The sequence below is a fragment of the Thalassolituus sp. UBA675 genome (assembly GCF_002297765.1).
Lineage (GTDB): Bacteria > Pseudomonadota > Gammaproteobacteria > Pseudomonadales > Oceanobacteraceae > Thalassolituus.
Map to the genome: position 1 here is coordinate 112,539 of NZ_DBNJ01000028.1, position 12,148 is coordinate 124,686.

Genomic DNA, 12,148 nt, shown 5'->3' on the forward strand with positions numbered 1-12,148 from the left:
ATCAGAAGAAGCCCAAGCCCACCTGGAAGAGTCGTTCCACATCGGCGATGTGGCGTTTATCCATCACAAACAGAATGACGTGATCATCCGATTCAACCACGACATCAGAGCGTCCCATAATGACGTCATCGCCGCGAACGATGGCACCGATTGTCGTGCCCGGCGGTAATTTAATTTCACCCACACGACGCCCGACCACCTTAGATGACATGCTGTCACCGTGAGCGATAGCCTCGATGGCTTCAGCAGCGCCACGGCGCAGGCTGTGAACATTAACCACATCGCCCCGACGAACATGCGTCAGCAGGCTGCCGATGGTTGCCTGTTGTGGTGAGATCGCCACGTCAATCATGCCGCCCTGCACCAGATCCACGTAGGCCGCTTTGTTAATCAGGGTCATCACTTTACGGGCGCCATGGCGCTTCGCCAACAGCGAGGCCATGATATTCACCTCGTCATCGTTGGTCAGGGCACAGAAGACGTCGGTATTCTCAATATTCTCTTCTTCGAGCAGGCTTTTATCCGTACCACTGCCATGCAGGACAACGGTGCGGTCGAGATTTTCACTCAGGTAGCGCGCACGCTCAGGGTTGTGCTCGATTATTTTCAGCCGGTAGCGTTTCTCCAGCGCTTTAGCGAGCCGGTAACCGATGTTACCGCCACCAGCAATGATGACTCGTTTGTATGAGTCTTCCGCACGACGCAACTCACTCATCACGGTGTGAATGTGCTCACGACCCGCAATAAAGAACACCTCATCGTCGGCTTCGATGACGGTATCACCCTTGGGCTCAATGGCGGTATTGCGACGGAACACCGCAGCTACACGTGTTTCCACATTAGGTAGGTGATCTTTGAGTGTTGAGATCGCCTGACCGACCAGAGGGCCACCGTAATAGGCCCTAACAGCGACCAGCTGAACTTTACCGTCGGCAAAGTCGAGTACCTGCAGTGCCCCCGGAAACTCCAGCAGGCGGCGTATGTACTTTGTCACTACCTGCTCTGGCGAAATCAGTACATCAATCGGGAAGGCATCAACATTGAAGAGGTCGGTCTGCTTAAGGTAAGCGTTGGAGCGAATACGGGAAATCTTGGTGGGGGTTCTGAACAGCGTATACGCCACCTGACACGCGACCATATTGGTCTCGTCAGAATTCGTGACCGCCACCAGCATGTCAGCATCATCGGCCCCGGCGTCGCGCAGCACGTGCGGAAACGAACCATGACCATAAACGGTTTTAACATCGATACGGTCCTGCAGTTCGCGCAGGCGATCGGTGTCTGTGTCGATAATGGTGATATCGTTTTTCTCACTGGAGAGGTTTTCTGCCAGTGTTCCCCCGACCTGTCCGGCGCCAAGGATAATAATCTTCATATCAGCTCAGAGTCCCGTCTGCCTTCAGCAGTTATTGTCTGCAGTTTTGTGCAAGAGCGCGTAGTAGAAGCCGTCGTGTCCACGAGGCGTCGGAAATAACTGCCGCCCGGCAATGCAGGCGATTCCCCAGTCATTGTCCAGTGTAACGAGCGTTGCATCCGGATGCACATCAACAAAACGTACAATCTGCTCACTATTTTCCTGAGGCAGCACCGAGCAGGTAGCGTATAGCAAGCGTCCGCCCGGCTTCAGCATCTGCCAGGCGCGCTCTAAAATATCGGCCTGCACTTCAACCAACTGCGCAATGTCTTCGCGGCGGCGCAGCATGCGGATATCCGGATGGCGGCGGATCACGCCCGTTGCTGAACATGGTACATCCAGAAGAATGGCATCGAAACCCGGCTCATCGCCGCAGTAATCTTCCCACCAGGGTTCGTCCGAGCACATATCGACGCAGGCGATATCCGCACTCAGTCGCAGACGTTCAAGGTTTTCGTGCACACGCTCAAGTCGGGCTTCATCGGTATCCACCGCCATCAGGCGTATGTCTGCAGACTCAAGCAGGTGAGCGCTTTTACCACCCGGAGCAGCACAGGCATCGAGTACGCACTCACCATCTGCTGGCGCCAGTATCTGTGCTGCCAGCTGCGCAGCTTCGTCCTGTACGCTGACATCACCATCGGCAAACCCCGGCAGCGTAGTGACATCGCACGATGCCTCAAGGTAAATCGCTGAGCGGCTGTGTTCACCTGCGGTGGCCTCAATACCGGCTTCCTGTAAACGCCGTAGATACTCATCCCGGCTGACGTGACGCTGATTCACACGAAGGCATAGCGGGCCGCGCTCATTGTTAGCATCGAGGATCTGCGGCCATTGTTCAGGCCAGGCTTTGGTCAGCATTTTGACCAGCCATTTCGGGTGACTGGTTGCCGTTACAGGGTTGTCTTCCAGCAGTGGCAGTAAGCTCTCATACTCCCGGCCATAACGGCGCAGGCAGGCGTTGATGACCGGCTTTGCGTAGCCCTTGCCCATCTCTTCGCAGACATCGACTGTGGCATGTACTGCTGCATGAGGCGCTTTGCCTTGAATCACCAGCTGATAAAGCCCGACGATCATCAGAGCGTGAAGGTCCTGATCTTCCTCGGGAAAAGGGTTCTTCAACAGCATCTTAGTCAGCGCATTGAGCCGAAAGTACCAGCGACAGCTGCCTAACGTCAGGTCGCGAAAGAAACCCCGTTCGCTGTCTTCGATGCGATCTTCGAGCGAAGGAATCGCCTGATTGAGAGACTGCCCTGACATGACCGCAGCCACAGCAAGTGTCGCCGCATGACGCGGTGTTATGGCACTGGCTTTACCGCGCCCGTATAGATTCTGCATGATCAGAGCTCAGAAGAAAGTACGTAAAACGGCTGAAAAAGATTCGGCTGGCCGTTGATGATGTCGGCCACAGCCATGGGCTTTTTACCGGCAAGCTGTAGCTTGGTGAGTTTCAGCACACCTTCTTTGCAGGCAACTTCGATCCCGTCGGCAGAAACATGTGCAATCGTTCCCGGGGCCAGTTGCGTGGCTTTCTCCAGCGCGACAGCGGCATGAATCCGGATACGCTCATCACCTAGAAGGGTATAAGCCATAGGGAAAGGATTAAACGCGCGAACCCGGCGGGCCAGCTCGTCTGCAGATGCATCCCACTGAATCAGTGCTTCCTGCTTACTCAGTTTATGGGCATAGCAGGCAGCGGCGTCGTTCTGTTGCTCCGGCGTCAGGGTGCCTGCTTCAACATCCGTCAGCGTCTTCAGCAGTGCTCCCGGCCCCATCTCAGCCAGGCGGTCGTGCAGTGAGCCGCCGGTATCATCGAGATTAATTCCGGTCGTGACCTTACTCAGCATGTCGCCAGTATCCAGACCGACATCCATCTGCATGATAGTGATGCCTGTGACCATATCTCCGGCTTCGATACAGCGCTGAATCGGTGCGGCACCACGCCAGCGTGGCAACAGCGATGCATGAACGTTAAGACAGCCAAACTTCGGCGCATCCAGCACACTCTTCGGCAACAGAAGGCCGTAAGCCACCACCACCATAACGTCCGCATTGAGTGAACGGAGCGTATCGACATCGGCTTCGTCTTTGAAGTTAAGCGGCTGATACACAGGGATATCATGCTCAAGCGCAATCTGTTTTACCGGGCTGGGCTGAAGCTTTTTTCCACGCCCCGCCGGACGGTCTGGCTGACTGTAAACACCCACTACCTGATGCTCGCTGTTAACCAGCGCAGAGAGGTGAACGGCGGCGAAATCCGGCGTACCGGCAAAAACAATGCGTAAAGCCATGTATTAACGCTTCCCCTGACGGGCTTCGATTTTGTGTTTCTTATCCAGCTTACTTTTGATGCGATTACGCTTCATCGGAGAGATGTAATCGACCATCAGCTTACCTTCGAGGTGATCGACTTCGTGCTGAATGCATACCGCCAGCAGGCCGCGACATTCAAGCTCAAACGCGTCACCCTTGCGGTCGAGGGCTTTCACCAGGCAATGCTCAACCCGGGTCACGTCTTCATAGAAGCCAGGTACCGAGAGGCAGCCTTCCTGCATCGACTCCAGCTCGCCATCAAGCACGGTAATTTCCGGGTTGATAAACACCAGTGGCTCGCTTTTGTCTTCGGACACATCAATCGTGATGATGCGTTCATGAATGTTCACCTGGGTGGCTGCCAGGCCGATGCCGGGTGCGTCGTACATGGTTTCAAACATGTCGTCGACGATTTTCTGCACTCGTGCGTCGACCTCTTTAACAGGTTGTGCAACGGTTCGCAGACGTGGGTCCGGGAATTCCAGAATATCTAGTATGGCCATGAGAAATGCGTTACTTATGGAATTTTATGGTAGTGACTTGCTAATATGGCCGCGTGGCAGCCAATTCAACGTCACCCTGAACGCTAATAATAAAGGGAATAAAGGATGAGCAAAACCATCAAACGACTCCTCGTTGCAGGTTTGATGTGCCTTTCAGCCGGTGCAAGCGCACTGGAACTCAGAGCTGACGCCCCTGAGCGCTATACGGTACAAAAGGGTGACACCCTCTGGGATATCGCAGAACGCTTCACTGGCAACGCTTGGGAATGGCCTGAAATCTGGTACCAGAACGACCAGATCAACAACCCTCACCTTATCTACCCTGGCGACATGATCGGCCTGATTGACGTAGATGGCCAGAAAAAACTAACTGTAATGGAGCGCGGACAAGCATCCCGCACCGTTAAACTACGCCCGGGCGACGTGAAAATGTCTCCTTCGGCACGTGTTCAACCTATCGAAGCCGCCATTGCCGCCATCCCGATGGATGCGATTCAGGGTTTCCTGCGTGATCACCGCATCGTTGAACCAGAAGAGCTCGCGAAAGCCCCTTATATTGTCAGCGGTGCCGACGGTCGCGTTCTGATGGGCGCCGGAACCAAGGTGTACGCACGTGGCAAAGTGGACGGCCAGCTGGCTTCTGCTTACGGCATTTTCCGTAAAGGCGACGTCTTTGTTGATCCAGTCACTGACGAAGTACTGGGTATGGAAGCCACCGATATCGGTAAGGCTTCAGTTGAAACCGTTGAGGGCGATGTCATCACCCTGATGCTGGAGAAAACTAACCAGCAGGTTTCGACCCGCGACCGTCTGCTCGAAACAGAAGACCGCGAACTGAAATCCCGTTTTATTCCTAAGGCTCCGGGTCAGCGTATTGCTGGTGAGATTCTGGCAGTGACCAATGGTGTATCTCACGTCGGACAGTTCGATGTTGTTGCTCTTAACCGCGGTGAGCGCGACGGCATGGACGTCGGGCATGTCATGCTGATCAAGAAAGCGGGCGAAGTAGTCTACGACCCGGTTGAGAAAGAGAAGATTCGTCTGCCAGCAGAGGATGCCGGTAGCATGATGGTTTTCCGTGTGTACGAAAAAATGTCCTATGCGCTGATCATGCGCGCTCAGCGTCCGCTGAAAGTAGGCGATTACTTTGAGTCACCGAAAATCTGACAATTTCTGAATGACCAATCACAGACTCACGCTTTGACGAGGTGAGTCTGGCAGGCCACGGAGGCCGCATGTCCATGGATGGACTCACATACGCACCCGATAGCTCCAACGGCGACTCTGCCGCTCCTCATCCTGACCGAAGTACACTGCTCGCCTGGTGGCGTTTACGCAGTATTTCTGGCGTGGGCAATATCGCCCTAAACGAAATACGCAGTCGCCTGACGAATCCGGAAGCCCTGTCACAATGCAGCCCTCGGGACCTTATCCAGCTTGGCCTGAAGCCCGAACAGGCAGACCGCTGGCACAATGACGCCGCACTCAGCCGCGGCTTTGAAATATTGGAAGACTGGTGCCAGCACCCGAATCAAGGCGTATTGCTGGCAGGTACCGCAGGCTACCCCGAATCCCTGAATATACTCCGCGATGCGCCCATTTTTCTCTGGTATCGAGGCAATCTGAGCGCACTGCAGCAACCCGCGATTGCAATGGTTGGCAGTCGAGGGGCATCTGCAAGCGCCCTCGAATGGACGATAGATACCGCGGCTGAACTTGCCTCTGCCGGAATGGCTGTGGTCAGTGGACTGGCGCTTGGTATTGATGGCGCAGCGCATCGCGGTGCGGTATCGACAGGAGCAACCATTGCCGTGATGGGAACCGGGCCCGATATTATTTATCCGGCAAAACATCGTAGCCTGGCGGCTAGTATCGTGGAGCATGGCCTGTTGCTGAGTGAATTCAGCCCCGGCACCAAAGCTCAGGCGCGCCACTTTCCATCCCGTAATCGCATCATCAGTGGTCTGAGTAGCGCGACCCTTGTGGTCGAGGCCGGGATCAAAAGCGGCACCATGATTACTGCCCGAATGGCCGCCGATCAGGGCAGAGATGTGTTGGCAGTACCGGGAGCACTCGGCAACCCACTCAGCCGGGGGCCGCACCAACTGATTCGCGAAGGCGCGCTACTTGTCGAAAACGCGCAGCAAATCCTTGAGGCCACGCTTTCAACCGGCATGTCATTTCAACAACCATTCCAGCAACCCCACCAGAAACAACAGCAGCTACCCAGGCACGCACCGCAGCAACCAGGGCTCACGGGCTTTACTGATACAGCAAACAACTCTTCGCACACCCAAAGCACCAATGACCTGGCCACGCCCAGCGCCGAGGCTCCTGAACTGCTCAATCACATTGATTTTAATCCGACGCCGGTCGACGTGATTGCTCTTCGCAGCTCACGCCCAATATCTGAGTTGCTCGGAGAACTTCTGATGCTGGAACTTGAAGGCTGGCTGTTACAGGCACCGGGCGGATACTGCCGGGTACGGTGAAATCCTTATACCGCGAATGGTAAAGCGTCCGGCCTGATCTACACTTTATCGAATGAGGAGGAGCTACCGATGAACCAGACCGCCGTTGCCACACAGTCAGATGTGGCAGGAAGCTATCTTACCTTCCATCTGCCACGGGCAAAGTACGCTCTACCCGTGGATTCGATTCAGTACATCACCACACTGGATGCAATCGACCCACATGATGTGCCCGGCGGCAAATCTGGCATTCGCCGTATGTTCACCTACGAGGGAACACAGATTCCTCTGTTTAATTTCAGCCGTCTGATTGGCTCAACCTCGCAACTCGAAGAATGTAAACAGCTAATCTCCATGCTGAAGCAACGCCGCCAGGATCACATTGACTGGATTACAGCGCTTGAGCACAGCATCAATCATGGCGAAGAATTCAAAAAGGCAGTCGACCCTCATCTTTGCGCTTTTGGCCTCTGGTACGACAAATACAAAGCGCATGACGAAGAGCTGCACAAAATCATGGCTCAGTTCGATGAGCCACATAAGCGCATCCATTCTCTGGCGACCCGGCTGCTGAAAATGGCGCATGAGGAAGATAAAGCCGAAGAGGCCAACCGCATTCTGAATGACGAGAAGCACTCCACCCTGAAGGTGTTATTACGATTATTTGATCAGGCAACCGCACGCCTCGAAGAAATGCTTAAGCCCGTGGTGGTGATATTGCGGGCAGCAGGCAGAACCTACGGTATTGAACTCGACTCGATTGATCAGATTATCGAGTTCGACAATCGCCATTGGCTCCCTGATGAGGAGCAGGAACTGCAACATGCCTGCTACGATGGTTTCCTGCAAAAAAGCGAAGGCGAGTTATTCATCCGCCTGGAACCGGCTCATCTGACCAAATAGAAACAAGCTAAGTAGAAACCAGGTAGACTACTAACCCTCGCGCTTAACTGAGCCTCGCTGTACACAGTATGGGCTTTGCTCCAGCATCGGATGGATTCTCCCCAGAGCAGGCCGTAGCTTTACTGTCTAAGCTGCCAAAATAACAGGTTACCTTATTCACCATGCCTTACCTCAAGGTCGCCTCCTTGCCGCCACGCCGGGCTTGAGGTAGGGTTCCGCAATCTTTTCAATCAAAGTTACCGGAACCCTTCTGTGAATCCCTGGCATTTACATCAGGCCCTGCGTTGTATCCGCTCTGGTGGCGTTATTGCCTATCCGACGGAAGCTGTCTGGGGCCTCGGTTGCGACCCGACCGATAAGCAGGCAGTGCATAGAATCCTTGATCTGAAATCACGCCCTGAGCATAAAGGCCTCGTACTGGTAGGCTCATCGCTGGAGCAGTTTCAGGACTGGATCAAGCCATTGTCCGACGACGATAGAAACACCGTCATGGCCACCTGGCCCGGCCCGGTGACCTGGGTTCTGCCCTGCCATGATTCGGTACCTGTCTGGTTGCGTGGCAAACACAGCAGTCTCGCTATCCGGATCAGCGATCATCCGATGGTGCGCGCACTCTGCAATGAAGTGGGCCCTTTGGTGTCTACCTCAGCGAATCCGGCAGGTAAAGAACCCGCCCGAACACTGTTGCGCGTCAGGCAGTACTTCCCGTCAGGTATCAATTGCCTGCTACCCGGTGCGCTGGGCGGACGACGCCAACCCTCTGAAATCCGAACACTCGACGGCCAGCGCTTGCGCTGAGCAACTCAGGAGACCCAATGGCCAACACTTCATGTGATATTCAGGCAGTAAAATCTTTCCTGCTCGACCTGCAGGACAGAATCTGTGCCGCGCTCGAAGCGGCAGACGGAAAAGCCACCTTTGTCGAAGACGCCTGGGACCGCGAAGAGGAAGGTAACAACCCGATGGCGCTCACTGGCGGCGGTCGTACACGAGTGATCACCGGCGGCACCATCGAAAAAGGCGGTGTAAATTTCTCGCATGTTCGCGGCGCCAAACTGCCAGCATCAGCCACGGCTAACCGCCCTGAACTTGAAGGTCGTAGTTTTCAGGCGATGGGGGTCTCTCTGGTGATCCACCCAGAGAACCCGTACATCCCGACCTCGCACGCTAACGTACGTTTCTTCGTCGCCGAGAAAGAAGGTGAAGAGCCTGTCTGGTGGTTTGGCGGAGGCTTCGACCTCACGCCTTATTACCCATTTGAAGAAGATGTGGTGCATTGGCACCAGGTGTCTAAAGACCTGTGCGTCCCATTCGGAGAAGATATTTACCCGAAATACAAAAAATGGTGCGACGAGTATTTCTTCCTGAAACACCGGAATGAAACCCGTGGCGTTGGTGGCCTCTTCTTCGATGACCTGAACAACTGGGATGGTAAAGTCGACTTTGAGCGCAGTTTCGCCTTTATGCAGGCGGTCGGCAATGGCTATATTGATGCGGTGGTCCCCATCATAGAACGCCGCAAAGGCATGCCATGGGGCGAGCGGGAACGTAAGTTTCAATGCTACCGACGAGGCCGTTATGTCGAATTCAACCTGGTATTTGACCGCGGTACTATTTTTGGCCTGCAAACCGGCGGGCGCACGGAGAGCATCCTCATGTCGATGCCCCCTGTCGCGCATTGGGATTACGACTGGAACCCTGAACCAGGTAGTCCCGAAGAACGCCTTTACAAAGATTTTCTGCCTCACCGGGACTGGGTGTAGTACCGGCAGCAGTAAGGAGACGCAATGACCGACCTCTATGCAGTAGTCGGCAATCCGATCTCGCACAGCAAGTCACCTGATATTCAGAATGCCTTTGCTGAGCAGACCGGTGAGGACTTATTTTACAAAACGCTGCTGGCACCATTGGATGACTTCGAGGGTGAAGTCAGACGCTTTATTGAACACGGTGGCAGCGGATTAAACGTGACGGTTCCCTTCAAAGAGAATGCCTACCGCTTAGCAAATGAATTAACCGCCCGTGCTAAACGCGCAGAGGCGGTTAATACGTTAAAGAAGATGCCTGATGGTACGTTGCTCGCCGACAATACCGACGGTGCTGGTCTGGTCAGAGATCTGATGATTAACCACTCGGTGGTTCTGGAGGGAAAACGCATCCTTATCCTCGGCGCCGGAGGTGCTGTTCGGGGAGTACTGCAACCACTTCTGGAGCAACAGCCCGCAGGGGTCGTCATTGCCAACCGTACCGAATCAAAAGCGCAGACGCTGGCAAAAGATTTTGCCGACCTCGGTCGTGTTTCAGCCTGTGGCTTTACCGATATCGACGGCAGTTTTGATCTGATTATCAACGGCACATCTGCCAGTCTGGCTGGCGAAATGCCGCCGATACCTGTATCGGTCATCCATCAGAATACAACGACCTACGACATGATGTATGGAAGCAATACGACCGTGTTTAACCAGTGGGCTGAAGATCACGGTGCTCTTCGCACCATCGATGGTCTGGGCATGCTGGTCGAGCAAGCCGCTGAGGCATTCTATGTCTGGCGCGGGGTACGCCCCCAGACTGCGCGGGTGATGCAATCGTTACGGAATGAACGTCGCCGCTAAGCCTGTTTACAGCAAGCAGTAAAATAAGGGTATCCGGATTAAGTGGTTGATGATCCCCTCTGATCCACCAAAACCTTAATCCTCCCAGAAGGTTGATAGATCGACGCCGTAGTTCTTCTCGGCCTCGGGGAGACCCATGCTGTAGGTCATGGTGGCCTTGCCCAGGAACGGAGATTCCTTGGTCTGTGGCGTCTTCTTCTTGTGCTTGGTGGTGTAGAGCATCCGGGCCCGCATCACCTCGAATGAATAGCCCCGGCCATCGCGGTTCTTGTCCTTGGCCAGCCGGTTGATCGACTCCGTGAAGGCGTTGGTGATTGGGATGTCGGTCTCGAAGTAGGTCAGCACCTCCTCACGCCAGCCACTGACGGCGCTAACGAGATCCTTCCAGACCTCCTTCTGCCCCTGCGGGATGCCGTCAACCCAGGCAGCCAACGCCTTCTCAGCATCCCGCCGGGTGGCACAGCCCCAGATGTGGTAGAACCGCTCCTTGTGCTCATAGGCTGCCAGGAGCTGGGGGAAGGCCCCTGTCCAGGTTTCCATGATGAGACGCTCGCGGTCTGAGACGTCGTGAGCCGATTAGCAATTGACTTTATAGTTACGGAACCGTAAAGTTTCGCCCAACGTAATAGTAATGATTGTCACTTACATTTCGAAAAACAAATGGTAATGGAGATTAACCACATGTTTAAACCTTCCCAACTATCACTGGCTGTGGCGATCAGCCTCGCCCCAGCCTTGGGCTCTGCCGCTGGCGATGATCAGCCCCAGATGCTTGAACCCATGGAAATCATTGGCGATGCGTCCGCAGCCCAGACCTTGCCAGGGTCAGGCTACGTCGTTGGTGAGGCGCAGTTGAAAACCGAGGTTGAGACCGACATCAACCAGGTGCTGAAAACCGTCCCGGGCGTCTATGTGCGGGAAGAAGAAGGCCTGGGCCTGCGCCCCAATATCGGCATCCGCGGCGCCACGGCCGAGCGCAGCAGTAATATTACCCTGATGGAAGATGGCATTCTGATCGCACCGGCGCCCTACTCCAATCCGGCCGCCTATTATTTTCCGACACTGAAGCGCATGTCCTCGCTGGAAGTACTCAAGGGTGCCCCGCTGCTGCGCTATGGCCCGCAAACCACCGGTGGTGTCATCAACCTGATTTCCACACCCATTCCCGATCAGCGGCAGGGCTATGTTGAGACAGTCACCAACGACCGCGGCTCCACCGACGTTCATGTAACCTATGGTGACACGGCCGGCGACTGGGGCTACCTGCTTGAGACCGTCCAGCGCTCCGCGAAAGGCTTCAAGGAGATTGACCGCAGTAACCGCGATACCGGCTTTGATATCGAAGACTATGTCGGCAAGCTGCGCTGGCAGGGAGAGCGCCAGAGCGTGACCGCCAAGCTGCAATACTCCGAGGAAACCTCCAACTCCAGTTACCTCGGCCTGACCGATGCGGACTTCAGCCAGGATCCGAACCGGCGTTACGGGTTGTCCAGCATCGACCAGATGAACAATACCCACTCCGGTATCAGCCTGACCCATCAGTTCGACTGGAGTAATACCGTAAGCAGCACGGCCACCCTCTATCGCAACGACTTCAAGCGGAACTGGTTCAAGCTCAGCGGCGGCGGAAGCATCATCGACTCGGCAAACGGCGGCGACGCCAATGCCCAGGGTATTCTGGACGGCACAGTTGACGCCAGCGGCCTGGATTACAAAAACAACGCCAGGGACTACCTGTCCGAGGGCGTGCAGGTAAACTTTGATGTCGACATGGGCAGCCACCAGTTTGATTTCGGCGCCCGCTACCACGAAGATGAAATGGATCGTTTCCAGCCGGTCGATGTTTATGACCAGGTCAACGGCTCTCTGGTGTTCCAGAACACTGTCGCCCCCACGGGCAGCAATAATCGCTTTGAGACCGGCGAAGCCCTG

Annotated in this window: 11 protein-coding genes and 1 pseudogene; 7 read left to right on the forward strand and 5 right to left on the reverse strand. The window is 55.1% G+C overall.

The features are described from left to right. Position 1: 1 nt before the first annotated feature. From trkA to def, 4 genes are read right to left on the reverse strand one after another with little or no spacing between them, the layout of a single operon-like run. The gene (gene trkA, locus B3007_RS13090) at positions 2 to 1,375 is read right to left on the reverse strand and encodes a Trk system potassium transporter TrkA (RefSeq protein WP_068435082.1); all 1,374 of its coding nucleotides are present in this window, start codon (positions 1,373 to 1,375) and stop codon (positions 2 to 4) included. Positions 1,376 to 1,399: 24 nt separating this feature from the next. Next, positions 1,400 to 2,752, reverse strand: coding sequence for a 16S rRNA (cytosine(967)-C(5))-methyltransferase RsmB (gene rsmB, locus B3007_RS13095; RefSeq protein WP_297533323.1), 1,353 nt, complete (start codon positions 2,750 to 2,752; stop codon positions 1,400 to 1,402). A gap of 2 nt (positions 2,753 to 2,754) precedes the next feature. Next, positions 2,755 to 3,705 carry a methionyl-tRNA formyltransferase gene (gene fmt, locus B3007_RS13100; protein WP_301377868.1) on the reverse strand — a complete coding sequence of 317 codons (951 nt, stop codon included), beginning with the start codon at positions 3,703 to 3,705 and terminating at the stop codon, positions 2,755 to 2,757. Between the two features lie 3 nt (positions 3,706 to 3,708). After that, the gene (gene def, locus B3007_RS13105) at positions 3,709 to 4,230 is read right to left on the reverse strand and encodes a peptide deformylase (protein ID WP_301377867.1); all 522 of its coding nucleotides are present in this window, start codon (positions 4,228 to 4,230) and stop codon (positions 3,709 to 3,711) included. Positions 4,231 to 4,335: 105 nt separating this feature from the next. Here def and B3007_RS13110 point away from each other — a divergent pair, with 105 nt between their 5' ends. The 6 genes from B3007_RS13110 (at position 4,336) to aroE (ending at position 10,216) form a co-directional block, all read left to right on the forward strand. Further along, complete coding sequence (locus B3007_RS13110; protein ID WP_297533322.1) at positions 4,336 to 5,397, forward strand: LysM peptidoglycan-binding domain-containing protein; 1,062 nt, start codon at positions 4,336 to 4,338, stop codon at positions 5,395 to 5,397. 74 nt (positions 5,398 to 5,471) lie between these two features. Further along, a complete protein-coding gene (dprA, locus tag B3007_RS13115) occupies positions 5,472 to 6,722 on the forward strand; it encodes a DNA-processing protein DprA (RefSeq protein ID WP_301377866.1) in 1,251 nt (416 codons plus the stop codon). Positions 6,723 to 6,791: 69 nt separating this feature from the next. Further along, positions 6,792 to 7,604: a chemotaxis protein CheW gene (locus B3007_RS13120; protein WP_301377865.1), complete on the forward strand. Its 813-nt coding sequence runs from the start codon at positions 6,792 to 6,794 to the stop codon at positions 7,602 to 7,604. 252 nt (positions 7,605 to 7,856) lie between these two features. Next, positions 7,857 to 8,402 (forward strand): L-threonylcarbamoyladenylate synthase, encoded by a 546-nt coding sequence (locus B3007_RS13125; protein ID WP_068435091.1) that lies wholly within the window; start codon positions 7,857 to 7,859, stop codon positions 8,400 to 8,402. Between the two features lie 17 nt (positions 8,403 to 8,419). Then, entirely contained in the window at positions 8,420 to 9,367 is a 948-nt protein-coding gene (gene hemF, locus B3007_RS13130; RefSeq protein WP_068435093.1) for an oxygen-dependent coproporphyrinogen oxidase, read from the forward strand. A 24-nt stretch (positions 9,368 to 9,391) separates the two neighbouring features. Beyond that, on the forward strand, positions 9,392 to 10,216 hold the full coding sequence (aroE, locus tag B3007_RS13135) for a shikimate dehydrogenase (RefSeq protein ID WP_068435095.1): 825 nt from the start codon (positions 9,392 to 9,394) through the stop codon (positions 10,214 to 10,216). Between the two features lie 75 nt (positions 10,217 to 10,291). Here the strand turns inward: aroE and B3007_RS13140 are convergent. Continuing rightward, positions 10,292 to 10,789: pseudogene (locus B3007_RS13140) on the reverse strand (ISL3 family transposase); the annotation flags it as partial. Positions 10,790 to 10,897: 108 nt separating this feature from the next. On the opposite strand from B3007_RS13140, the gene B3007_RS13145 reads away from it, so the two are divergent. Then, positions 10,898 to 12,148, forward strand: a 1,251-nt coding sequence (locus B3007_RS13145; protein ID WP_301392230.1) for a TonB-dependent receptor family protein, incomplete at its 3' end; no start/stop codon positions are given.